The sequence below is a fragment of the Bacillus luti genome (assembly GCF_001884105.1).
Taxonomy (GTDB): domain Bacteria; phylum Bacillota; class Bacilli; order Bacillales; family Bacillaceae_G; genus Bacillus_A; species Bacillus_A luti.
Map to the genome: position 1 here is coordinate 43,394 of NZ_MACI01000021.1, position 23,935 is coordinate 67,328.

The 23,935-nt window shown below is 37.0% G+C and carries 23 protein-coding genes; 18 read left to right on the plus strand and 5 right to left on the minus strand.

Annotated elements, in window-relative coordinates; genetic code table 11:
- Positions 1-21 precede the first annotated feature (21 nt).
- Positions 22-705, plus strand: a complete 684-nt coding sequence (locus BAQ48_RS05905) for a metal-dependent hydrolase (RefSeq protein ID WP_071710377.1) — start codon at positions 22-24, stop codon at positions 703-705.
- A 39-nt stretch (positions 706-744) separates the two neighbouring features.
- On the opposite strand, the gene BAQ48_RS27855 is transcribed toward BAQ48_RS05905, so the two are convergent.
- A complete protein-coding gene (locus BAQ48_RS27855) occupies positions 745-903 on the minus strand; it encodes a hypothetical protein (RefSeq protein WP_165613781.1) in 159 nt (52 codons plus the stop codon).
- 247 nt (positions 904-1,150) lie between these two features.
- Between BAQ48_RS27855 and BAQ48_RS05915 the strand changes: the two genes are divergently transcribed.
- The 3 genes from BAQ48_RS05915 (at position 1,151) to BAQ48_RS05925 (ending at position 3,407) form a co-directional block, all read left to right on the plus strand.
- Positions 1,151-2,464, plus strand: a complete 1,314-nt coding sequence (locus BAQ48_RS05915) for a DRTGG domain-containing protein (RefSeq protein WP_069356286.1) — start codon at positions 1,151-1,153, stop codon at positions 2,462-2,464.
- Positions 2,465-2,662: 198 nt separating this feature from the next.
- A complete protein-coding gene (locus BAQ48_RS05920; protein WP_071710379.1) occupies positions 2,663-2,965 on the plus strand; it encodes a hypothetical protein in 303 nt (100 codons plus the stop codon).
- A 178-nt stretch (positions 2,966-3,143) separates the two neighbouring features.
- Positions 3,144-3,407: a DUF3949 domain-containing protein gene (locus BAQ48_RS05925; RefSeq protein WP_000093750.1), complete on the plus strand. Its 264-nt coding sequence runs from the start codon at positions 3,144-3,146 to the stop codon at positions 3,405-3,407.
- Positions 3,408-3,414: 7 nt separating this feature from the next.
- Here the strand turns inward: BAQ48_RS05925 and BAQ48_RS05930 are convergent, their stop codons facing one another.
- A complete protein-coding gene (locus tag BAQ48_RS05930; RefSeq protein WP_001144781.1) occupies positions 3,415-3,720 on the minus strand; it encodes a YtpI family protein in 306 nt (101 codons plus the stop codon).
- Positions 3,721-3,959: 239 nt separating this feature from the next.
- Between BAQ48_RS05930 and BAQ48_RS05935 the strand changes: the two genes are divergently transcribed.
- Positions 3,960-4,892: a DHH family phosphoesterase gene (locus BAQ48_RS05935; protein ID WP_071710380.1), complete on the plus strand. Its 933-nt coding sequence runs from the start codon at positions 3,960-3,962 to the stop codon at positions 4,890-4,892.
- Between the two features lie 51 nt (positions 4,893-4,943).
- Here the strand turns inward: BAQ48_RS05935 and ytrI are convergent, their stop codons facing one another.
- Together ytrI and BAQ48_RS05945 are read right to left on the minus strand one after the other, a co-directional pair.
- Positions 4,944-5,447, minus strand: a complete 504-nt coding sequence (gene ytrI / locus BAQ48_RS05940) for a sporulation membrane protein YtrI (RefSeq protein WP_071710381.1) — start codon at positions 5,445-5,447, stop codon at positions 4,944-4,946.
- Entirely contained in the window at positions 5,444-5,857 is a 414-nt protein-coding gene (locus BAQ48_RS05945) for a YtrH family sporulation protein (protein ID WP_002019462.1), read from the minus strand. The genes ytrI and BAQ48_RS05945 overlap by 4 nt, the downstream gene beginning before the upstream one ends.
- Positions 5,858-5,899: 42 nt before the next feature.
- On the opposite strand from BAQ48_RS05945, the gene dnaE reads away from it, so the two are divergent.
- The 8 genes from dnaE (at position 5,900) to BAQ48_RS05985 (ending at position 16,728) form a co-directional block, all read left to right on the plus strand.
- Positions 5,900-9,226, plus strand: a complete 3,327-nt coding sequence (gene dnaE, locus BAQ48_RS05950; RefSeq protein WP_071710382.1) for a DNA polymerase III subunit alpha — start codon at positions 5,900-5,902, stop codon at positions 9,224-9,226.
- Positions 9,227-9,359: 133 nt separating this feature from the next.
- Positions 9,360-10,568 carry an NADP-dependent malic enzyme gene (gene ystJ, locus BAQ48_RS05955; RefSeq protein ID WP_165613782.1) on the plus strand — a complete coding sequence of 403 codons (1,209 nt, stop codon included), beginning with the start codon at positions 9,360-9,362 and terminating at the stop codon, positions 10,566-10,568.
- A gap of 14 nt (positions 10,569-10,582) precedes the next feature.
- Positions 10,583-11,227 carry a FadR/GntR family transcriptional regulator gene (locus BAQ48_RS05960; protein WP_071710383.1) on the plus strand — a complete coding sequence of 215 codons (645 nt, stop codon included), beginning with the start codon at positions 10,583-10,585 and terminating at the stop codon, positions 11,225-11,227.
- Positions 11,228-11,412: 185 nt separating this feature from the next.
- Positions 11,413-12,282: an acetyl-CoA carboxylase, carboxyltransferase subunit beta gene (gene accD / locus BAQ48_RS05965; protein ID WP_071710384.1), complete on the plus strand. Its 870-nt coding sequence runs from the start codon at positions 11,413-11,415 to the stop codon at positions 12,280-12,282.
- Complete coding sequence (gene accA, locus BAQ48_RS05970) at positions 12,270-13,244, plus strand: acetyl-CoA carboxylase carboxyl transferase subunit alpha (protein WP_000818792.1); 975 nt, start codon at positions 12,270-12,272, stop codon at positions 13,242-13,244. The genes accD and accA overlap by 13 nt, the downstream gene beginning before the upstream one ends.
- A gap of 128 nt (positions 13,245-13,372) precedes the next feature.
- Positions 13,373-14,332, plus strand: coding sequence for a 6-phosphofructokinase (pfkA, locus tag BAQ48_RS05975; protein ID WP_071710385.1), 960 nt, complete (start codon positions 13,373-13,375; stop codon positions 14,330-14,332).
- 53 nt (positions 14,333-14,385) lie between these two features.
- A complete protein-coding gene (gene pyk / locus BAQ48_RS05980) occupies positions 14,386-16,143 on the plus strand; it encodes a pyruvate kinase (protein WP_071710386.1) in 1,758 nt (585 codons plus the stop codon).
- 195 nt (positions 16,144-16,338) lie between these two features.
- Entirely contained in the window at positions 16,339-16,728 is a 390-nt protein-coding gene (locus BAQ48_RS05985) for an FxsA family protein (RefSeq protein ID WP_071710387.1), read from the plus strand.
- A gap of 481 nt (positions 16,729-17,209) precedes the next feature.
- Here BAQ48_RS05985 and ytvI read toward each other — a convergent pair whose 3' ends face one another.
- Positions 17,210-18,328, minus strand: a complete 1,119-nt coding sequence (ytvI, locus tag BAQ48_RS05990) for a sporulation integral membrane protein YtvI (RefSeq protein ID WP_071710388.1) — start codon at positions 18,326-18,328, stop codon at positions 17,210-17,212.
- 420 nt (positions 18,329-18,748) lie between these two features.
- Between ytvI and BAQ48_RS05995 the strand changes: the two genes are divergently transcribed.
- The 5 genes from BAQ48_RS05995 to BAQ48_RS06020 all read left to right on the plus strand — a co-directional run bounded on the left by BAQ48_RS05995 (position 18,749) and on the right by BAQ48_RS06020 (position 23,847).
- Positions 18,749-19,210: a DUF441 domain-containing protein gene (locus BAQ48_RS05995; RefSeq protein WP_000625507.1), complete on the plus strand. Its 462-nt coding sequence runs from the start codon at positions 18,749-18,751 to the stop codon at positions 19,208-19,210.
- Positions 19,211-19,597: 387 nt separating this feature from the next.
- Complete coding sequence (gene citZ / locus BAQ48_RS06005) at positions 19,598-20,746, plus strand: citrate synthase (protein ID WP_002019455.1); 1,149 nt, start codon at positions 19,598-19,600, stop codon at positions 20,744-20,746.
- A gap of 160 nt (positions 20,747-20,906) precedes the next feature.
- Positions 20,907-22,199, plus strand: coding sequence for an NADP-dependent isocitrate dehydrogenase (gene icd, locus BAQ48_RS06010; RefSeq protein WP_000206898.1), 1,293 nt, complete (start codon positions 20,907-20,909; stop codon positions 22,197-22,199).
- 19 nt (positions 22,200-22,218) lie between these two features.
- Positions 22,219-23,157 carry a malate dehydrogenase gene (gene mdh, locus BAQ48_RS06015; RefSeq protein WP_000153237.1) on the plus strand — a complete coding sequence of 313 codons (939 nt, stop codon included), beginning with the start codon at positions 22,219-22,221 and terminating at the stop codon, positions 23,155-23,157.
- A gap of 216 nt (positions 23,158-23,373) precedes the next feature.
- Complete coding sequence (locus BAQ48_RS06020) at positions 23,374-23,847, plus strand: MaoC family dehydratase (protein WP_000914178.1); 474 nt, start codon at positions 23,374-23,376, stop codon at positions 23,845-23,847.
- Positions 23,848-23,935 lie beyond the last annotated feature (88 nt).

Genomic DNA, 23,935 nt, shown 5'->3' on the forward strand with positions numbered 1-23,935 from the left:
GAATAGGGGAGGAATGTAATCATGAAAGTATCTTATCACGGACATTCAGTTGTAAAGATTGAAACGAATGGAAAAGTAATTTTAATTGATCCATTTTTAACGGGAAATCCGACAACAGATTTAAAGGCTGAAGATGTAAAAGTAGATGCGATTCTTTTATCGCATGGACATGGTGATCATGTTGGAGATACAGTAGAGCTTGCGAAGAAAAATAATGCAGTAGTTATAGCGCCATTTGAACTAGCGACATTTTTAAGTTGGCAAGGTGTGAATACACATCCAATGCATATTGGTGGTTCACATGAATTTGACTTCGGCAAAGTGAAGTTTACACAAGCATTCCATGGTTCTAGTTATATTGATGAAGAAAATAAGACGATTACATATACAGGTATGCCAGCGGGTATTTTATTTACAGCAGAAGAGAAAACGGTATATCATGCGGGAGATACTGCACTGTTCTCTGATATGAAGTTAATTGGAGAACTGAATAATATTGATGTAGCATTTTTACCAATCGGTGATAATTTCACAATGGGACCAGAAGATGCTGTTTTAGCAGCAAAATGGGTTCAAGCGAAAACTGTTGTACCGATGCATTACAATACGTTCCCAGTAATTGAACAAGATCCATATCAATTTGTAGAAAAGCTACAAAATTGTACAGGGAAAGTATTAGAAGCTGGAGAAAGTATTACACTATAGAAAAGAAACCCTTCATTTGAAAAGACGAATGAAGGGTTTCTACGTGTGTAGGACAACTTTTAAATGTTGTAGTTGTTTTGATGATTCTTTTCTTTTTGGAAGTGGCTGTTCAGGTGTTTCATTCAATTCCATTGCAACCTTTTTCCCGTCTACGAAAGCTAAAAATACAGCACCTACAATTTCTAATAATTTTTTCATCATTTATCCGCTCCTTTGTTTCATTTCTTGTCTTCATTGTATATTGAAGCGGTGGGACAAACTATCGAACGAGATGACAATACCATTACATTGTTGTAATAGAAGAAGTGGTGTAATGTAAGGCGTATTTTGTTATAAAAAAAATAGTACAGATATACAAAGAGAGAGTGTAACAGTTTTGAAAATATAGTATACTGAAAATACAACACATGAAGAATTTAGGGAAAAGAAAGTATGGTGAAACCATTTGGCTACCAAGCATAACCAAATTTTAGAACATATTAATAGCCTGCCAGTAGGCCATAAAATTTCTGTAAGGCAAATTGCGAAAGATTTGAGTGTAAGTGAAGGGACAGCTTACCGTGCAATTAAAGATGCAGAAAATAAAGGATATGTTAGTACAATTGAACGTGTCGGAACAATTCGAATTGAACAAAAGAAGAAAGAAAATATCGAAAAACTGACATATGCAGAAGTCGTTAACATTGTCGACGGTCAAGTACTTGGGGGCAGAGAAGGACTACATAAAACATTAAATAAATTCGTAATCGGAGCTATGAAATTAGAAGCGATGATGCGCTATACAGAAGCTGGGAATTTACTCATTATTGGTAACCGTACGAATGCACATCAATTAGCGCTAGAAACTGGAGCCGCTGTATTAATTACGGGCGGATTTGATACGGAAGATCATGTGAAGAAATTAGCAGACGAATTAAAGCTGCCGATTATTTCAAGTAGCTACGATACATTTACGGTTGCAACGTTAATTAACCGTGCAATTTATGACCAACTTATTAAGAAAGAAATTGTACTCGTTGAAGATATTTTAACGCCAATTGAAGAAACGTTATATTTAAAGCCAAATGATACTGTACAGCAATGGCATGCGTATAACGAAGAGACAATGCACGGAAGATATCCAATTGTTGATGAAAATAAAAAGGTGCTAGGAATCGTAACTTCAAAAGATATGATCGGTGTAGCGAAAGAAACATCAATTGATAAAGTAATGACAAAACACCCAATTACAGTGAACGGTAAAATGTCTGTCGCAGCTGCGGCACGTATGATGGTGTGGGAAGGAATTGAATTGCTTCCTGTCGTTGAGGAAGGAAATAAACTGCAAGGTATTATTAGCCGTCAAGATGTACTTCAGGCTTTGCAAATGATTCAACGTCAGCCACAAGTTGGAGAAACAATTGATGATATTGTAACGAATCAATTTATGACGCCAAAAGAAGCGAAAAATGAGCATCTATATCAATTTTCAGTGACACCGCAAATGACGAATTCAATCGGAACGCTATCTTACGGTGTATTCGCAACGATTGTGACGGAAGCAACGAATCGCGTTATTCGTGCGCAAAAGAAGAGCGATTTAATTGTTGAAAACTTAACGATTTATTTCGTAAAACCAGTTCAAATTGATAATGTTGTATCGGTTCATCCGAAAGTATTAGAGATTGGGCGTAAATTTGGTAAGGTTGATGTAGAAGTGCATCATGAAGGCAATGTTGTTGGAAAAGCATTACTTATGGTGCAATTGATCGATAAATAAAAAGATGGAGCAAGCCGCTTTGGTTTGTTCCATTTTTTTTAGAACGCTACATTAGGGGGGGGTTAAAATATAGTTATCAACTGAATCTATTATGTTTTGAATTGCAAAAAAGAAAATTAAACACGTTCTGTTTCATATTTATAAGTAAGGGCACGCAATAATTTGCAGTTGTTTGAACAATAATTGTGGAGGTGTCGAATGGGAGTGATATTTTTCTTTTTAGGTTTAATATTTGTAATTACTGTTCATGTATTAACTCATAGAATAATGGATTCAAATAAAAAGAAATTGTATGTAATAAGTTTAATTTTCGCTATTATTTGTTCCTTTATCCCTACAACTGGAGAAAAGAAGAGCGATTTTCTTTACTTTGGTATACCAGCAGAAAATTTCATTTATTATGGCGGATGGGAAATTTCGTTTAATCCATTAGGTTTTTTCTTTAATTTTATTTTGTTTTATTGGATGTTGAAGTTATTACTTAAGCTGCGTAAGACTTGATATTGAACCTATTAAAAAGAATCCTGGAAATTTTACTCGGCGATATATTCAGTATGTTGAAGGGGAATTATACGGTGAGACAACTGTATATAAAAAACAGAATATTAATTTAATTAGAGTTTATACTATGTTATAATTATATTGTAAGAAAATGGATTTTGGGAAGGTGGTATGCAATATGTCATCAGAAGTGCTCTTTTTTGGTGGAATCGCACTATTTTACTTTCTTGTGATGATACCGTTTCAATATTTATACTTACAAGGTTTACATGAAAAAAAGAAACGAACAGGATTATCTCAGCGAGAACTATATGAAAAAATGTCTTTTGAAGAAGAACAATTACATTTTCACGTACAAGGGAACCCATTTAATATACCTTCAGCTTTTGTTGCATATATGATTTTAAAAGTTAGAGGACGTAAAAAAGCATCACAATGTTGATGCTTTTTTACGTTGCTTCATAAGCTTCTGCTTCTTTAACTGCTAATGGTAAGAAATGTTTGTATTGGCGAAATCCATTAAATGCACTTGCGCTACCAAATAAAACGAATAGAACACCGACGATCATACGGGCAGTTGAAAGTTCTAAAAAGAATTGGTTTATCCCGAAGAATAAGACGAATGAACCGAGTGCCATTGCGGATTTTCCTGAGAGCCAACCTTTCTCCATTGGGCGGTTTGTACGAAAGTATTTTGTTTTGTAGAAGAGGTACAACATAAATGAGACGATAATACAGAAGACTAATACTGGCATAATACACACTCCCATCGCTTTGTGAAAAATAATAGTGGAGAAAAAAGAAATATCTAAACTTTCTAACTTTTATTATAAAGCAATTGTTCGCATGTATGAAATACTTTCCGTTATAATGGAGGATAAAGTGAAACTTTAATTCGTGTGGGATGTTTCCACGCATGAATGATTAGCCCGGACCAATTGGGCTTTTACTGCACGTTAAAGTGAAGAAGTTGAATGAAAAGGAGATTATACATATGCATGAGCAAATTTTAGGAGCAATTAAAGAGTTCGATACGATTATTATTCATCGTCACGTGCGTCCGGATCCAGATGCGTTAGGTTCACAGGGCGGTCTTAGTACAATTCTGCAAGAATCGTTTCCAGAAAAAAATATTTATACGGTTGGGTACAATGAACCGTCACTAGCATACTTACGAGTAATGGATGATATTGAAGATAGTGTATATGAAAATGCACTTGTTATCGTATGTGACACTGCAAACCAAGAACGTGTTGACGATCAGCGCTATACAAAAGGGAAGATGTTAATTAAAATTGATCATCATCCAAATGAAGATCCGTACGGAGATATTACGTGGGTAGATACGACAGCAAGTTCTACAAGTGAAATGATTTATGAGTTTTACAGTTATGGCAAAGATAAAGGATTAAAGATAACAAAAGAAGCAGCTCGCCTTATTTTAGCAGGAATTGTTGGAGATACAGGTCGTTTCTTATTCCCGAATACAACAGCGAAAACACTTCGTTATGTAAGTGAGCTTGTTGATATGGGTGTGAAATTTACGGATTTATATAATGAAATGTATAAGACAAAAGAAAAAATCGCTCGTTTAAACGGATATATTTTACAAAACTTTACGATGGTAGAAGAAGGAGCGGCTTACATTAAGCTAACGAAAGAAGTATTAGAAGAGTTTGATGTACTTCCTTCTGAAGCATCTGGTGTTGTCGGAGCGCTTGGTAATATTGACGGATTAAAGGCGTGGGTTCTGTTTTTAGAGGAAGACGATGTGATTCGTGTTCGTCTTCGTTCAAAAGGACCAGTTATTAATAAATTAGCAATGCAATATAACGGCGGAGGGCATCCGATGGCCTCAGGTGCAAAAGCATCTTCTTGGGAAGAAGCGGATCGTTTGTTTGCTGATTTATGTGAGATTTGTAAATAAGAAATTATATGTTAGAACGAAAAGAAGGAGTGGCGCTAAAGCCCTCCTTCTTTATTTTTCTTTCTCTATCACAATGCTAATTTCAAGCACAGTATCAAAGGATACTGTATCGACTTTAAAACGATATATACGATCATAATGTTTGTACGTCTTGTTTTCGATTACCTTTTTGAGTAGGTCTTTATTTTTTGCGATACTTTGTATGTTTTTCGTTAAAAGATGTTGAAGGTCATTATGGATAGATGTAGTCATATTTTCGAGTGTAAGGTTGTCTAAATCGTATTTTTCTCGATTTATTATTTTTATTTTAATCTCTTGAATGGTTAAGAGCCGTTTATTTTCCGTATTCAATTTTTCTTGATCTTCGAGAAGGACGTGGAGTTTTGCTTCTTGCTTTTCTATAATTTCTCGTTGCTGTGCTATTTTACTAGCTTGTTCTTGTTGAAAAACACCGTATATGTACAAAAAAATAAACCAACTCAACACACCCCCAACAGCAGCACCAGCTAAAACTAAATACCATCTTTTAGCTGTATTAGCACTTGGTACTCTCATACATGTTCCTGCGTTAGCCATTTAATAATAATAAGACCTGTTTGCATACCACCAGTTGCGAAAAAAATAAGGAGAATTTGTTTTACGATATCTTTCATATCCCCGCCAAAGAAACTTCTTTCAAAACTATAAAAGGTATCAAACGTTCCGCCAATCGCTGCAACGAGTGCCCAAATCCTTAAATTTTGGGCGAATTGATTAATGTAAGTTAGAGCTGGTTTTCCGATAAGAAATGCACCAAATCCGCCAATTAATGAACCGCCAAGTATAACCCCAAAGGCAATAAAATAACTAATAATAAGCAGAGAGAAAAAAGTATGTTCTCTTACATCCATCGTCATTCCCCTTTCTTCTTCATATATATGGACAAAGTATAAGAAGTATGTTTTGATTTCCGCTTTCCTCTTCACCTATAATAAAAGTAGTCAAATAGGTAAAGAGAGGGTACAACAGTGAAGTTTGTGCATTTACAATGTCAAACCGTTTTTAGTTTATTAAAAAGTGCTTGTAAAATTGATGAGCTTGTAGTCAGGGCAAAAGAGCTTGGTTTTTCATCGCTGGCTATTACGGATGAAAATGTTATGTATGGCGTTATTCCATTTTATAAAGCATGTAAGAAAAATGGTATACAGCCTATTATCGGCTTAACAGCTTCTATTTTTAGTGAAGAAGAAGAAAGGTCTTATCCGCTTGTCTTACTTGCTGAGAATGAAATAGGCTATCAAAATTTATTAAAGATTTCTAGTAGCATTATGACGAAATCAAAAGAAGGTATTCCGAAGAAGTGGTTGGCGCATTATGCGAAAGGGCTAATTGCAATTTCACCAGGGAAAGATGGGGAAATTGAACAGTTATTATTAGAAGACAAAGAGAGTCAAGCTGAAGAAGTAGCTCGCACATATCAAAATATGTTTGGCGATTTTTATATAAGTTTGCAGCATCATGCGATTCAAGATGAGCTGCTTTTACAAGAGAAGCTACCTGAATTTATTAATAAGGTAAACATTCCAGTCGTTGCAACAAATGATGTACGTTATATCAATCAAAGCGATGCGCTTGTTCATGAATGTTTATTGTCTGTTGAAGGTGGAACGAAAATGACTGATCCAGATAGGCCGAGGCTGAAAACGGATCAATATTATTTAAAGTCCTCAGATGAAATGGGAGCACTATTTTCTCAAGCAGAAGAAGCCATTTATAATACAGCGAAAATCGCAGAACGTTGTCATGTAGAAATACAGTTTCATGTAAATCAATTACCGAAATATCCTGTTCCATCTAGCGAAACGAATGATACGTATTTGCGCCGTGTTTGTGAAGAAGGTATGCGTAAACGATATGGTGCGCCGAAAGAAGTGCATATAGCGCGTTTGAATCATGAATTAAATGTCATTTCTAGCATGGGATTTAGTGATTATTTCCTTATCGTATGGGATTTTATGAAATACGCGCATGAAAATCATATTTTAACAGGACCAGGCCGTGGATCAGCTGCTGGCTCACTCGTTTCGTATGTATTAGAAATTACTGATATTGATCCGATTGAATACGATTTATTATTTGAGAGATTTTTAAATCCCGAACGTGTGACACTTCCAGATATTGATATCGATTTTCCAGATATAAGACGTGATGAGATGATTCGATATGTGAAAGATAAATATGGTCAGCTTCGTGTTGCGCAAATTGTAACGTTTGGTACGCTTGCGGCGAAAGCGGCAATTAGGGACATTGCACGTGTAATGGGGCTGCCGCCAAGAGATATTGACATATTTTCAAAACTTATCCCATCCAAGCTTGGTATAACGTTAAAAGATGCTTATGAAGAGTCACAATCGCTTCGTGAGTTTATTCAAGGAAATCTTTTGCATGAACGTGTATTTGAGATTGCAAAGCGTGTAGAAGGCTTACCGCGTCATACGTCTATTCATGCAGCTGGCGTTATTATGAGTCAAGAACCATTAACGGGAAGTATAGCAATTCAAGAAGGGCATAACGATGTTTATGTTACACAATATCCGGCTGATGCATTAGAAGAACTCGGGTTGCTTAAGATGGACTTTTTAGGGTTACGTAATTTAACGTTACTTGAAAATATTATAAAGTTTATCGTGAAAAAAACGGGGAAACAAATTGATATAAGAAAGTTACCTCTTCAAGATGAAAAGACATTTCAATTGCTAGGAAGAGGGGATACAACAGGCGTATTTCAGCTAGAGTCAGGTGGTATGCGAAATGTGCTTCGCGGGTTAAAGCCGAATGAATTTGAAGACATCGTCGCTGTTAACTCGTTGTACAGACCAGGACCGATGGAACAAATTCCAACCTTTATTGAATCGAAGCATGGAAAAAGAAAGATTGAATATTTACATCCGGATTTAAAACCGATTTTAGAAAGAACATACGGTGTAATTGTATACCAAGAACAAATTATGCAAATTGCCTCAAAGTTAGCTGGATTTTCGCTCGGAGAAGCAGATTTATTGCGCCGTGCAGTGAGTAAAAAGAATCGTGGCATTTTAGATCAGGAACGTAAGCATTTTGTGCAAGGTTGTTTGAAAAACGGTTATGAAGAGACATCTGCAAATAAAATTTACGACTTAATTGTAAGATTTGCAAATTACGGTTTTAACCGAAGTCATGCTGTAGCTTACAGTATGATTGGATATCAACTCGCCTACTTAAAGGCGAATTATACGCTGGAATTTATGACGGCATTATTATCAAGTGCAATTGGAAATGAAGATAAGATTGTGCAGTATATACGAGAAACGAAGCGGAAAGGTTTTCACGTTTTGCCACCATCTCTGCAAAGAAGTGGTTACAACTTCCAAATAGAAGGAAACGCAATACGTTACAGTTTACTTTCCATTCGAAATATCGGAATGGCTACGGTGACGGCATTACTCGAAGAACGCGAGAAAAAAATGTTCGAAGATTTATTTGAATTTTGTCTTCGTATGCCATCAAAGTTTGTAACAGAGCGAAATTTAGAAGCATTCGTCTGGTCGGGATGTTTCGACGATTTTGGTATTTCGAGAACAAACTTATGGAAAAGTCTTAAAGGAGCATTAGAGTACGCTAATCTTGCACGTGATTTAGGAGATGCTGTTCCAAAATCAAAATACGTACAAGGAGAAGAGCTATCTTTTATTGAACAATTAAATAAAGAAAAAGAAGCACTTGGGTTTTATTTATCAAGTTATCCGACAGCGCAGTATGTGAAGTTAGGAAAAGAATTAGAAATTCCATCTCTCGCTCAGGCGATGCGACATAAGAAAAAAGTACAAAGAGCTATCGTGTATATAACAAGTGTGAGAGTGATTCGTACGAAAAAGTTGCAAAAGATGGCGTTTATTACATTCTGTGATCAAAATGATGAAATGGAGGCGGTTCTCTTCCCGGAAACGTATATACATTTCTCAGACAAGTTACAAGAAGGAGCAATTGTTTTAGTTGACGGTACGATCGAGCTAAGAAATCATAAGCTGCAATGGATCGTAAATGGACTCTATCCGTTAGAAGAAATGGATGCTTATGAAGAAAAGAAAGATGCATCGGTTTATGTAAAATTACCATCTCAGTATGAGAAAAAGCTTTTAAATCAGGTTACAAAAATATTGTTTGACTATTCAGGTTTTGCGAAAGTACTAATTTATTATGAAAAGGAACATAAAATGGTACAATTATCTCGAAGTTTATCAATTCATCCAAGTGAAGAATGTCTAGGAGCACTTCGTGAAATTGTCGGGGAAGAAAATGTAGTTGTGAAAATATAATGGACAATTTCCCTACACTTCGATTATTATAGTAGTAGTGTTCGTGGTCAGACCACTTGGAGAAATTGATATCAGCCAGAATAATTTGAGGAGAGTGGATAGTTTGTCAACACTTCGTGAAGAAGCACTTCACATGCATAAAGTGCATCAAGGAAAATTAGAAACGGTATCAAAAGTAAAAGTAGAAAATGCAAAAGATTTAAGTCTTGCATATTCTCCAGGGGTTGCAGAGCCTTGTAAAGAAATTTATGACGATAAAAGTAAGGTATATGAATATACGATGAAGGGAAATATGGTAGCAGTTGTGACAGATGGAACAGCTGTACTTGGTCTTGGAAACATTGGACCTGAAGCATCACTTCCTGTAATGGAAGGTAAAGCTGTATTATTCAAGAGCTTTGCTGGTGTAGATGCATTCCCAATTGCCTTAAATACAAACGATGTAGATAAAATTGTTGAAACTGTAAAATTAATGGAGCCAACTTTTGGCGGCGTTAACTTAGAAGATATCGCAGCACCAAACTGCTTCATTATCGAAGAACGTTTGAAAAAAGAAACAAATATTCCTATCTTCCATGATGATCAACACGGAACAGCTATCGTAACAGTAGCGGGTCTTGTGAACGCACTGAAATTAGTTGGAAAGAAAATGTCTGACATTAAAGTTGTTGCAAATGGCGCAGGTGCAGCAGGTATTGCAATTATTAAACTTCTATATCGCTATGGTGTACGTGATGTTATTATGTGTGACCGTAAAGGAGCGATCTACGAAGGTCGTCCTACAGGTATGAATCCGGTTAAGGATGAAGTTGCAAAATATACGAATAAGAATCGTATTGAAGGTTCTTTAGCTGATGTTGTACAAGGTGCGGACGTATTTATTGGTGTATCTGCAGAAGGTGCATTAACAGAAGAGATGGTTCGTACAATGAATGACGATGCAATTATTTTTGCAATGGCGAATCCAGTTCCAGAAATTATGCCAGAATTGGCAAAAGCAGCGGGCGCAGCTGTTGTTGGAACAGGTCGTTCTGACTTCCCAAACCAAGTAAATAATGTACTAGCGTTCCCTGGTATTTTCCGTGGAGCACTTGATGTACATGCGACACAAATTAACGAAGAAATGAAGATGGCAGCTGTACAGGCCATTGCAGAGCTTGTAGCAGAAGATGAGTTAAATGCAGACTATATCATTCCAGCACCGTTTGACGCGCGTGTAGCGCCTCAAGTAGCGGCTTATGTTGCGAAAGCTGCGATGGAGACAGGAGTAGCTCGCCGTCAAGTAGATCCAAATGAGATCGCTGAGAAAACAAAACAATTAGCGCTGATTGGTAAAGAATAAGCGAGGAATTTCCATTGACATCATCAAACACAAAAGTATATCTCGAAATTGTAAAAAAAATCCGTTCTATTATGGAAGAGGATGGATTGGTAGCGGGAGATCGTTTGCCGTCTGAGCGTGAGTTAAGTTCACGCTTAAATGTCGGACGCTCCTCTGTAAGAGAAGCATTGCGTGCTCTAGAACTTGTAGGGTTAATTGAAACGAGACGTGGTGAAGGGACGTTTATTCGAAACTTTTATGATAACGGTCTTGTACAATTAATCGCTCCATTTTTATTGCAAGATGAGAAGACAATTCGTGATTTATTGCAAACAAAACGATTGCTTGAAAAAGATATGATTCGAATTGTATGTAATTTACCGAAAGAAACGTTTTCTAAAGTGCTAAGGAAATTAGATCAAGTACTTGAAGGAAATGAAAGCTCAATTCCAACGCTTCATCAAACATTCTTTAAAACACTTATTGAACAAGTCGATAATTATTTACTATATCGCATTTGGATGATCGTAAATGATTATGTAGCAACTCTTTCTTGTGAGGTTTCAGGAGACTCTATTGATTTGTATAGAAAGCTTTATGCGACTTTGGAAGGAAAACAAGAAAATGATGCACTAAAAATTTACGATGAATTAGTAGAGAATATACAGTTTCACTCGTAATGTATAAAATTTGTCGAAATGACCATGACACGTTATGACAAACATTCTACCGCATAGCGGTTAAAGTTAAACGTAAAGAGAGAGGTTATTAGACAGATTGAGAAGATAAGGCTAACATCAGACTTTGGTGTTAGCCCCATTTTCTTCTTACGCTAACCTTAGCTCTCAACGAAGGGGGTCAAATTGTGCTAAGAGATTTATTCGTGAAAAAGAAAAAGTACGCTGCAATACCTTCAGAACAAGTACGGAAAGATGTACCAGATGGCGTTATGACAAAATGTCCGAAATGTAAAAAAATCATGTATACGAAAGAGCTTTTAAAAAATTTAAAAGTATGTGTGAACTGTGGATATCATCATCCTATGAATGCGTGGGAACGTCTTGATAGTATATTGGACGAAGGGTCATTCCGTGAGTATGACAAAGAAATGGTTTCATTAAATCCACTCGAGTTTCCTGGATATGAGGAGAAATTAGAGAGCGATCGTAAGAAGACTGAATTAAACGAAGCGGTTGTAACTGGTGAAGGAACAATTGATGACATGCTTGTTGTTGTTGCAGTAATGGATTCTCGTTTTCGAATGGGGAGCATGGGCTCTGTAGTAGGAGAAAAAATTGCCCGTGCGGTTGAAAAGGCATACGACTTACAAGTTCCATTTATTATCTTTACTGCTTCGGGTGGTGCCCGTATGCAAGAAGGGATATTAAGTTTAATGCAAATGGCAAAAACAAGCGTAGCTTTGAAAAAGCATAGTAATGCAGGAGGATTATTTATTTCTGTTATGACTCATCCAACGACGGGCGGGGTTTCAGCGAGTTTCGCTTCACTTGGTGATTATAATCTTGCAGAACCAGGCGCACTTATCGGATTTGCCGGTAGACGTGTAATTGAACAAACCGTGCGTGAGAAACTACCGGAGGACTTCCAAACGGCAGAATTCTTACTAGACCATGGTCAATTAGATGCGGTTGTGCATCGTGATGATATGAGAGAATCACTTCGCAAGATTTTAGAAGTTCATCAAGGAGGGGAAATGGCTGTATGGCAGAGCTAGAATTTGAGAAACCAGTTGTTGAGCTAAGAAATAAGATTCGTGAACTGAAAGACTATACGAAAAACAGCCAGATGGACTTCAGTGAGGAGATTCGTATTTTGGAAGACAAGCTAGAAAATTTAGAGGAAGATATATACGGCAATATGAAAGTATGGGACCGTGTTCAAATTGCTCGTCATGCAGAACGACCGACAACGCTCGATTATATTGAGCACTTATTTACTGATTTTTTCGAATGTCATGGAGATCGTCTATTTGGCGATGATGCAGCGATTGTCGGCGGCATTGCGAAATATAAAGGGATGCCTGTAACTGTAATTGGGCATCAACGCGGAAAAGATACGAAAGAAAATATTCGCCGTAATTTTGGGATGCCTCATCCAGAAGGGTATCGAAAAGCATTACGTTTAATGAAGCAGGCGGAAAAGTTTAATCGTCCAATTATTTGTTTTATTGATACGAAAGGAGCTTATCCTGGTAAAGCTGCTGAAGAACGTGGTCAAAGTGAAGCTATCGCCCGCAACTTATTTGAAATGGCAGGCTTAACGGTACCTGTTATTTGTATCGTTATCGGCGAAGGTGGTAGTGGTGGCGCGCTAGGTCTTGGAGTAGGGGATTACATTCATATGCTAGAAAATTCCACTTATTCTGTTATTACACCAGAGGGTGCAGCGGCAATTCTTTGGAAAGATGCAGGAAAAGCAAAGGAAGCTGCAGAGGCGATGAGAATTACAGCAGCAGATTTGAAAGAATTAGGTGTAATTGACGAAATTATTCCAGAGGCAAAAGGTGGAGCGCACCGTAATATTTTAAAACAGTCAGAAAATATCGACTTAATGATTAGAAAAACTTTTGAACAATTAAACGGAATTTCGAAAGATGAATTAATCGAAAAACGTTATGAAAAATATATGAAAATTGGGCAAGTTTCGTTTTCAAACGCTTCCATTTGGATAAAATAAGAAAAGCGTGCGTTCCACTTCGCGAATGCACGTTTTTATTATGAAAAGACACATCTTCTCCATTGTAATTTTATATTTTTTCGTGTTATTTTATTATAAGGCAAATAATCTTTATGAGGTGAGTACAAATGAAACGTATTGGTGTATTAACAAGTGGTGGAGATTCACCTGGTATGAATGCTGCCATTCGTGCAGTTGTTCGTAAAGCGATTTTCCATGATATTGAAGTATATGGTATTTACCATGGATACGCTGGATTAATTTCTGGTCATATTGAAAAATTAGAGCTTGGTTCTGTTGGCGATATTATCCACCGCGGTGGTACAAAATTATATACAGCAAGATGTCCTGAGTTTAAAGATCCAGAAGTACGACTAAAAGGTATCGAGCAATTAAAGAAACACGGTATCGAAGGACTTGTTGTTATTGGTGGAGATGGTTCTTACCAAGGTGCTAAAAAATTAACTGAACAAGGATTCCCATGTGTTGGTGTACCAGGTACAATCGACAATGATATTCCTGGAACAGACTTCACAATTGGTTTCGATACAGCTTTAAATACTGTTATTGATGCAATTGATAAAATCCGTGATACAGCTACATCTCATGAACGTACATATGTTATCGAAGTAATGGGACGTCACGCTGGTGATATCGCATTATGGGCTGGTTTAGCTGATGGTGCAGAAACAATCTTAATTCCAGAAGAGAAGTATGACATGGAGGATGTTATCGCTCGTCTGAAACGTGGTAGTGAACGTGGTAAAAAGCACAGTATTATCGTTGTAGCTGAAGGTGTTGGAAGTGCAATTGACATCGGTAAGCACATTGAAGAAGCAACAAACTTTGATACTCGTGTAACGGTATTAGGTCACGTACAACGTGGTGGATCACCAAGTGCACAAGACCGTGTATTAGCAAGTCGTCTTGGCGCAAGAGCAGTTGAATTGTTAATTGCTGGTAAAGGTGGACGTTGTGTTGGTATTCAAGATAACAAACTTGTTGATCATGACATCATCGAAGCGTTAGCTCAAAAGCATACAATCGATAAAGATATGTATCAATTATCTAAAGAATTATCCATCTAATTGGCTTAATGTCAGATATTTGGGAACGGTTTCATAAATTTCGGAGGTGCAATATGCGTAAAACTAAAATTGTATGTACTATAGGTCCTGCTAGTGAAAGTATTGAGAAATTAGAACAATTAATGGAAGCTGGTATGAACGTTGCTCGTTTAAACTTCTCTCACGGTAGCCATGAAGAACACGGCGCTCGTATTAAAAACATTCGTGAAGCGTCAAAGAAAACTGGTAAAACAGTTGGTATCTTACTTGATACAAAAGGTCCGGAAATCCGTACTCACGACTTCGTAGACGGACAAGCTGAGCTTGTAACAGGTGCAGAAGTAGTTCTTTCTACTGAGCAAGTATTAGGTACTGCTGAGAAGTTCTCTGTATCTTATGCTGGTCTTTATGACGATGTAGATCCAGGTTCTCGTATTCTAATCGATGACGGTCTTATCGAACTAGAAGTAATCGAAAAAGCTGACGGAAACATCCGTACAAAAGTTCTTAACAGTGGAACTGTAAAAAATAAAAAAGGTGTTAACGTACCAAACGTAAGCATTAAGCTTCCTGGTATTACTGAAAAAGACGTAAAAGATATCATTTTCGGTATCGAGCAAAAAGTTGATTTCATCGCAGCTTCATTCGTTCGTAAAGCATCTGACGTATTAGAAATCCGTGAATTATTAGAAGAGCATAACGCTCAATACATCCAAATCGTACCAAAAATCGAAAACCAAGAAGGTATCGACAACATCGATTCAATCTTAGAAGTTTCTGACGGTTTAATGGTAGCTCGTGGTGACATGGGTGTAGAAATTCCACCAGAAGAAGTACCGTTAGTACAAAAACGTCTAATCAAAAAATGTAACGTGTTAGGTAAACCAGTTATTACTGCAACACAAATGTTAGATTCTATGCAACGTAACCCACGTCCAACTCGTGCGGAAGCAAGTGACGTAGCTAACGCAATCTTTGATGGTACAGATGCAATCATGCTTTCAGGTGAAACAGCTGCTGGACAATACCCAGTAGAAGCAGTAACAATGATGGCTAACATTGCAGTGCGTGTTGAAAAATCATTACAATATGAAGATATGTTCAAAAAACGTATTAAAGAGTTCACTCCAACAATTACAGATGCAATTAGCCAATCTGTTGCACATACAGCGCTTGCTCTTGATGTAGCTGCAATCGTAGCTCCAACAGAAAGTGGATATACTGCGAAAATGATCTCTAAATACCGTCCGAAATCTCCAATCGTAGCTGTAACATCTGACGAGCAAGTAGGACGTCGTCTTGCACTTGTTTGGGGTGTACAAGCATTTATGGCTGAGAAGCGTGCAGCTTCTACTGACGAAATGTTAGATACAGCAATTCAAACAGGTATGGACGCAGGTCTAATCGGACTTGGAGACACTGTGGTAATCACTGCTGGCGTTCCGGTTGCTGAAACTGGTACAACAAACTTAATGAAAATCCACGTTGTTGGTGAAGAAGTTGCTAAAGGACAAGGAATCGGTCGTAAAGCTGCAAAAGGTAAAGTAGTTGTAGCGAAAACAGCTGCTGAAGCTGTAGCGAACGTAAACAAAGGTGATATCCTTGTTACAACAAGCACAGATAAAGATATGATCCCTGCAATCGAAAAAGCTGCAGCTTTAGTTGTAGAAGAAGGCGGTCTAACAAGCCACGCGGCTGTTGTAGGCGTATCAATCGGTATTCCTGTTATCGTTGGTGTAAACGGCGTAACAGCAACTTTAAAAAATGGCCAAGAAGTAACAGTTGATGCAGCACGCGGAATTGTTTATAATGGACATGCGGAAGTGCTATAAGTAATACGGAGAGAAGGATCGGAGTCCTTCTCTTTTTTTTACACAAAAATGGAGTGTAAATAGCTTGAGACGCCTGAAAATGCGTAGGGAAACCGTTTGTTATGAGGGTTAACGGGAAAGGTAGTTTCGTTTCTGAAAGGCTTGTATCGGCGTTGTGAAGGCGTTAAAAACGAAGTGTAAAAGAGGTGTGGAACTATGAAATGGTTGTTATTCTTGTTGATTTTAATACCGGCGATTGAGATTACGGTATTAATTGGATCGAGTCATATAATAGGCCTATGGTCTACGTTCGCTATGATTGTATTTACTGGTGTTGTAGGTGTATATTTAGCGAAAAGACAAGGATTTAAAGTGCTTAGAGAGATTCAATCTAAGTTGAATAGAGGAGAAATGCCAGGTGCGGCGGTACTAGATGGTATTTTTGTGTTTGTAGGAGGGATTCTTTTAGTGCTTCCTGGCTATGTAACGGATGTAATGGGGTTTATTTTTGTTATCCCTATTACGAGGGCTTTGTTGAAACCGCTTGTTATGAAATGGATGGAATGGAAGTTTAGAAAGAACTCTACTATTATTGTTCAGAAATAGTGCTTAGATTATATCAATCTAAGCACTATTTTTTTTGTTCAGCCAGAGGGTGAGTGATAGGGATGGGGGAAACTGTGGATGGAAGCTTTAATTTAGTATATTTGTTGTGTATTTTTGTTTGGATTCGATTATACATATGATTTTAGCTGTTATTAGTTTTCGTATATAAAGGGTCGATCGGTACGAAGTTGTTAAACAAGGATGGGAAAATTGTTAATGGAAGGCCTCTTTCATACATTTTTGTATATTTATTCATTTACATAAAAAGTAATAAATGTAAGTAATAATTATGAAATAAATAGAATAAAAATGTATTTTGGGTTGAAAAATGCGTTTTTTTATGCAAAAAATAAGAGAATTATCCTTTTCTAGGGGCAATTCTCTTTCTACATGTAGTTTGTATGAAAAATAAGTACAAGGAATAAACAGTGGGAATTTCCCACTGTTTATAGCCTGATTTTTTTGTATGAATTAGAAATTATTATTTTGAAGGTGAACCTTTAATATATTTCCACAAGTCATGGAATACATGGGCTTTGTGTAATGTATTAAGTAGTACTAATGTGACTGGACCGATGATTAATCCTAAGAAACCAAAGAGCTTAAAGCCAACGAATAGAGCGATCAGTGTCGCTAATGGATCGAGGCCGATATTAGAGGAAAGTACTTTAGGCTCCATAATTTGTCTTTGGACAATCACGACGATGTATAAAATGAGAAGACCAATGGCGAATGCTGTGTCGCCAGTGAAAAATACGTATATAACCCAAGGAACGAAGACGGCTCCTGTTCCTAAATATGGGAGTAAATCTACAACACCTGTAATAATCGCGATAGTAATCGCGTATGGCACGCGTAAGATTAAAAGACCGATTAGTACAATAACAGTAGTCATAGATACGAGTGTAAGTTGCGCTTTAACAAAACCGAACAACGCTTTTCTTAAGTCGACAAAAATCGTTTTTCCGTAGCCATGAACACGATTTGGTAGCAATTTTCTTGCTTTCTGAGCAAGGCGATGCCAATCGTAACTAATGAAGAAAGTAGCTAATAAAACGAATACAAGGACAGTTAAAGTCGTTGGTAGTGCACTAATGAAATTTGTTAATCCGCTTATAATGGCGGTTAAGAGTTCCTTCATTTGTGTTGTTGCTTCGGTTCCTAAGTTTTGAATGTTTTGCGTAATCGTATAGCGCTGTGGTTCTCCGAGATGATTGAATTTAGAGATTAAATCATCGTAGAGAGGCATAATATGATTAAGTGCAAATTGCTGAGCGAATGTAACAATGTCAGGAAACTTTACTGTAACAATTTGTAGTAAGTATGTTGTGGCGGATATTGCTTCCGTTACAAGGTATGTAACAAGTCCGACGATAGCTCCGAATACGAGAATTAAGCTAACGAGTACTGCCAGTGCGCGAGGGAATTGTAGTTTTTGATTAAGAAAATTGACGACAGGATTAATCAAATAAGCAAATGCAAAAGCGATAATAAAAGGATAGATAAGCCCTGACGTGTATAGCAATACATAGAACCCAACTACCGTTGCTACAATGACAAATATGAGTCGCAATATCATATATAGTAAGTTTCGGTTCAAAGATGTATACCTCCCATTCCAATTTGGATTATCCTAATTCGTTCAACTTATAACGAGTGTGATGCACTGATTAAAGTTTCACTTTATGTTATAGTGGAATGATGGATTTAGCCTGCTTTTTCAGTGCATGAACGACTGTGAAAGCTTGTTGACGATGCTTCTACTATATGGTAAAAACTTCATTTTCTCTTCTTTTTATTTTACCTGTTTCTTATTAGAAAAGAAAGGAGAGACGACCGTTTTCAAAAATGTATACATGCTGTAATTTTTTTGATGAAAGTCTCGTTTTTCAATTTTAAAATGCAAAAAAAATTGAATGTGTTATCGATAAATAGGCATCCGTATATCATGTATAACGATAGGTTTAAAGGTATTTTTGTTTGGAAACGAGTTCATTATTTTCAGAAAGGAAGTGTAATCATGATTAGTCAGTCGACGTTATTTTTATTCATACTACTTATCATAGGACTTATTGCGAAAAATCAATCGCTTACTGTAGCAATTGGTGTGCTGTTTTTATTGAAGTTTACGTTTTTAGGAGATAAAGTCTTTCCTTATTTACAAACGAAAGGGATTAACCTCGGTGTAACAGTCATTACAATCGCGGTACTCGTACCGATTGCGACGGGAGAAATTGGTTTTAAACAACTTGGAGAAGCGGCGAAATCGTATTATGCGTGGATTGCTTTAGCTTCAGGGGTAGCGGTTGCTTTGTTGGCAAAAGGTGGCGTGCAATTATTGACGACGGATCCTCATATTACAACTGCGCTTGTTTTTGGGACAATTATAGCGGTAGCCTTATTTAATGGGGTTGCTGTAGGTCCGTTAATTGGGGCTGGAATTGCCTATGCGGTTATGAGTATTATACAGATGTTTAAATAAGGAATTTTATAGTAATATAAAAATTTTGAATTCTTTCTGTTCACAAAAGTCAGATAATTGTTTATAATAGGATTAGAAACTTTGAAAAGTTACATAACAGCAGAGACTTTACACCAGATAAAATAAAAACAACATAAAACAATTTTATAATGATATTGTTTTATGTTGTTTTTATCATAAAACTCTTCGGAATTTATTTTCCTCACTAACTTGTTGTTTTGAGCGTGAGGATTCGGGGAGACATTCACGCTCATGCTTTCCATGTAGGTAATGGACATTAAGAGGGGAACATCGCAAAAAATTTGCATGATCGTGCATTTTGCTTGCCTAAAGAGTGAACGGGCGTTCATAATTTATAAGGGGAGCAAATAGATATAAGGAGCAAGGTTGGGAGAATTTTCAGGAAAAGGAGAGAATGTCATGACTGTTATTCGAGGCTTAGAAGGGGTAGTAGCAACAACATCATCTGTGAGCTCTATTATTGATGATACATTAACTTATGTTGGGTATAATATTGATGATTTAGCTGAGAATGCTACATTTGAAGAAGTAGTGTACTTATTATGGCACCGCAAGCTTCCTAATGAAAAAGAACTAGCGGAATTTAAAGATACTGTATCTGAATACTATAAAGTTCCAGGTGAGATTTTAACATATTTGAAACAAGTAGATTTAAAAATTGCGCATCCGATGTCTGTTTTACGAACTGCAATTTCCATGCTATCATTATACGATGAGAGCGCTGAAATTATGGATGGAAAGTCTAATTATTTGAAAGCGGTTAAATTACAGGCTCAAGTGGGAACTTTAATTGCTGCTTATGCAAGAATCCGTAAAGGCTTAGACGTTGTTGAGCCGAGAAAAGATTTATCATTAGCTGCAAACTTCTTGTACATGTTAAATGACCGCGAGCCAAATGAAGTTGAAATTGAAGCTTTTGATAAGGCGCTTGTACTTCATGCGGATCATGAGTTAAACGCTTCTACATTTACTGCACGTGTTTGCGTAGCTACACTTTCAGATGTATATTCTGGTATTACAGCAGCAATTGGTGCATTAAAAGGTCCTCTTCACGGTGGGGCAAATGAAAATGTAATGAAGATGTTAACTGAAATTGGCGAAGAAGAAAATGTAGAATCATATATTCATAATGCTCTTCAAAATAAAGTGAAAATTATGGGATTTGGCCACCGTGTATATGAGCATGGTGATCCACGCGCAAAACATTTACGTGAAATGTCTAAGAGATTATGCGTGCTTTTAGGAGAAGACAAATGGTATAATATGTCTATCAAAATTGAAGACATTGTAACAAAAGAAAAAGGTCTTCCACCAAATGTTGATTTCTATTCAGCTTCTGTATACCATTGTTTAGGAATTGACCATGACTTATTTACACCTATTTTTGCAATTAGCCGTATGTCAGGCTGGTTAGCTCATATTCTAGAACAATATGAAAACAACCGTTTAATCCGTCCGCGTGCTGATTATAATGGACCAACACATCAAGTGTATGTTCCAATTGCACAACGATAAGCGAAAAACACTATTTCGATAGTGAAAATACGCTTTCAAAAGTCTGATTTTTTCGGGAAGATGTAATGATTAGAATATTTTAATTTTACTAACGGTTTGAACTGAGGGGTTATTCCCTCAGTTTCATACATATGAAATTTCAAACATGGGGGTTATCACATTGACAACAGGTGAAAAAATTACTGTAACTAATGGTGTTATGAATGTACCAAACAATCCGATTATTCCATTTATCGAAGGAGATGGAATTGGTCCTGATATTTGGGCAGCTGCATCTCGCGTACTAGAAGCAGCAGTTGAAAAAGCTTATGATGGTGAGAAGAAAATCGTTTGGAAAGAAGTGCTTGCAGGGGAAAAAGCATTCAACCAAACAGGCGAGTGGTTACCAGAAGAGACTTTAAATTTAATCCGTGAATATTTAATCGCGATTAAAGGCCCACTTACAACTCCAGTTGGCGGTGGTATTCGTTCTCTAAACGTAGCGCTTCGTCAAGAATTAGATTTATATGTATGTCTACGTCCAGTTCGTTACTTTGAAGGTGTTCCTTCACCTGTAAAACGTCCGGAAGATACTGATATGGTTATTTTCCGTGAAAATACAGAAGACATTTATGCTGGAATTGAATATGCACAAGGATCTCCAGAAGCAGAAAAAGTTCTTGCTTTCTTAAAAGAAGCAATGGGTGTTAATAAAATCCGCTTCCCAGAAACATCTGGTATTGGTATTAAGCCGATCTCAGAAGAAGGGACAAAGCGTCTTGTTCGTGCTGCAATTCAATATGCAATTAACGAAAAACGCTCTTCTGTTACATTAGTTCATAAAGGAAACATTATGAAATTTACAGAAGGTGCCTTCAAAAACTGGGGTTACGAAGTAGCGGAACAAGAATTCGGCGATAAAGTATTTACTTGGGCTGAATATGATCGTATCGTTGAAAAAGATGGAAAAGATGCAGCGAATAAAGCGATGGCAGACGCTGAAGTGGCTGGAAAAATCATCGTAAAAGATTCTATTGCAGATATCTTCTTACAACAAATTTTAACTCGTCCACGTGAGTTCGATGTTGTAGCAACAATGAATTTAAACGGAGACTACATCTCTGATGCACTTGCTGCACAAGTAGGTGGAATTGGTATTGCACCTGGTGCAAACATTAACTATGTAACTGGACATGCTATCTTTGAAGCTACACATGGTACAGCTCCAAAATATGCAGGTTTAGATAAAGTAAACCCATCTTCTGTTCTTCTTTCTGGTGTATTATTATTAGAGCACTTAGGATGGAACGAAGCTGCGAAATTAGTAACAGCTTCAGTTGAGAAAACAATTGCATCAAAAGTAGTAACATACGACTTCGCTCGTCTAATGGAAGGCGCAACAGAAGTGAAATGTTCTGAGTTCGCTAATGAACTTATTAAAAACATGGATGTAGCGATAATCAAAAACGCATAATTAAAGCGGGGGGTAAATTATGACAATCAAACGCAAGAAAGTTTCAGTCATCGGTGCAGGATTTACAGGAGCAACAACAGCATTCTTATTAGCACAAAAAGAACTTGCAGATGTTGTATTAGTGGACATTCCACAGCTGGAAAATCCAACAAAAGGGAAAGCGTTAGATATGTTAGAAGCGAGCCCAGTACAAGGTTTTGATGCTAACATTATTGGAACATCTGATTACGCAGATACTGCTGATTCTGACGTTGTCGTTATTACAGCGGGTATTGCGCGTAAGCCTGGTATGAGCCGTGATGACTTAGTAGCAACAAACTCTAAAATTATGAAAAGTATTACGCGCGACATTGCAAAACATTCACCAAATGCAATTATTGTTGTATTAACAAATCCAGTTGATGCAATGACATATTCTGTATTTAAAGAGGCAGGATTCCCGAAAGAACGTGTAATCGGTCAATCGGGCGTATTAGATACAGCTCGTTTCCGTACATTCATTGCGCAAGAATTAAATCTTTCTGTGAAGGACATTACAGGATTTGTTCTTGGTGGACACGGTGACGATATGGTACCTCTTGTACGTTATTCTTATGCAGGTGGCATTCCGTTAGAAACGTTAATTCCGAAAGAGCGTTTAGAGGCAATTGTAGAACGTACACGTAAAGGTGGCGGCGAGATTGTAGGCTTATTAGGAAACGGTAGTGCATATTACGCACCAGCTGCTTCTTTAGTTGAAATGACAGAGGCGATCTTAAAAGATCAACGCCGTGTATTACCAGCTATTGCGTACCTTGAAGGTGAATATGGTTATAGTGACCTTTACTTAGGGGTACCAGTAATTTTAGGTGGTAACGGAATTGAACAAATTATTGAGTTAGAACTTCTTGCAGAGGAAAAAGAAGCGTTAGATCGCTCTGTAGAATCTGTACGTAACGTTATGAAAGTTCTTGTTTAATAATTAAATATAAGCGGAAAAAGATTCGGGGCCCCGAATCTTTTTCTACTATTTATTGAAATGTTTTTTTGAAATAATATGAAAACGCTGTCATTTGGTGTATCCTATAATGAAACTATAGACTTATACTATATATTGCCCTCATCACAGTAAATTTCGGATAAGGTATCGCTTTTAGTAGGATAATAAGGTGAAAAAATCGGAGGGGGTTGTAACATGTTAAAGAAAAAAGTTCAAATCGGTCGTAAAATGGATGAAATTACAGTAGGAGAGAAATTATCTATCACTGAAAAAATTGAGGATAAAGATTTGTTATTGTACTTAGGGTTAACGAATGATGCCAATCCATTATATATTCAGCATGATTACGCATCCCAAACTCCGTATGAAAAGCCGATTGTACCAAGCATTATGCTAACTGGAATGATTACAACGGCAGTTACGAAATATTTACCAGGTCCAGGTAGCCATATTACTAGGAAGGACCTTACGTTCGTGAAGCATGTTCACCATTATGAAACGTTACAAATCCACTTTGAAGTAGTGGCTGTTTCTGAGGAGGAACATACAATTGATATGCTTGTATCTGCTCATGATGAAAAAGGAGATACTGTTGTGAAAGGCTCATTAACAGTAACACCACCTTATAAATCTGTTTCCATTATGGAAAAAGCATTGGATAATTTTTAAAAGATGAAAGTTAGAATGATATAAAAGTAGCGCTAGCATATTCTTATTAAGAATATGCTAGCGCTATTTTTTTGGGGAAGGTGATATA

Coding starts and splice junctions, on each gene's coding strand:
- ystJ (WP_165613782.1), top strand. CDS start 9,360: ATGCATAAAGTGCATCAAGGAAAATTAGAAACGGTATCAAAAGTAAAA.
- pfkA (WP_071710385.1), top strand. CDS start 13,373: ATGAAACGTATTGGTGTATTAACAAGTGGTGGAGATTCACCTGGTATG.
- BAQ48_RS05985 (WP_071710387.1), top strand. CDS start 16,339: ATGAAATGGTTGTTATTCTTGTTGATTTTAATACCGGCGATTGAGATT.
- accA (WP_000818792.1), top strand. CDS start 12,270: ATGGCAGAGCTAGAATTTGAGAAACCAGTTGTTGAGCTAAGAAATAAG.
- BAQ48_RS27855 (WP_165613781.1), bottom strand. CDS start 903: ATGAAAAAATTATTAGAAATTGTAGGTGCTGTATTTTTAGCTTTCGTA.
- BAQ48_RS05925 (WP_000093750.1), top strand. CDS start 3,144: ATGTCATCAGAAGTGCTCTTTTTTGGTGGAATCGCACTATTTTACTTT.
- BAQ48_RS05935 (WP_071710380.1), top strand. CDS start 3,960: ATGCATGAGCAAATTTTAGGAGCAATTAAAGAGTTCGATACGATTATT.
- BAQ48_RS05930 (WP_001144781.1), bottom strand. CDS start 3,720: ATGCCAGTATTAGTCTTCTGTATTATCGTCTCATTTATGTTGTACCTC.
- pyk (WP_071710386.1), top strand. CDS start 14,386: ATGCGTAAAACTAAAATTGTATGTACTATAGGTCCTGCTAGTGAAAGT.
- BAQ48_RS05920 (WP_071710379.1), top strand. CDS start 2,663: ATGGGAGTGATATTTTTCTTTTTAGGTTTAATATTTGTAATTACTGTT.
- BAQ48_RS05995 (WP_000625507.1), top strand. CDS start 18,749: ATGATTAGTCAGTCGACGTTATTTTTATTCATACTACTTATCATAGGA.
- BAQ48_RS06020 (WP_000914178.1), top strand. CDS start 23,374: ATGTTAAAGAAAAAAGTTCAAATCGGTCGTAAAATGGATGAAATTACA.
- mdh (WP_000153237.1), top strand. CDS start 22,219: ATGACAATCAAACGCAAGAAAGTTTCAGTCATCGGTGCAGGATTTACA.
- ytrI (WP_071710381.1), bottom strand. CDS start 5,447: ATGAGAGTACCAAGTGCTAATACAGCTAAAAGATGGTATTTAGTTTTA.
- BAQ48_RS05905 (WP_071710377.1), top strand. CDS start 22: ATGAAAGTATCTTATCACGGACATTCAGTTGTAAAGATTGAAACGAAT.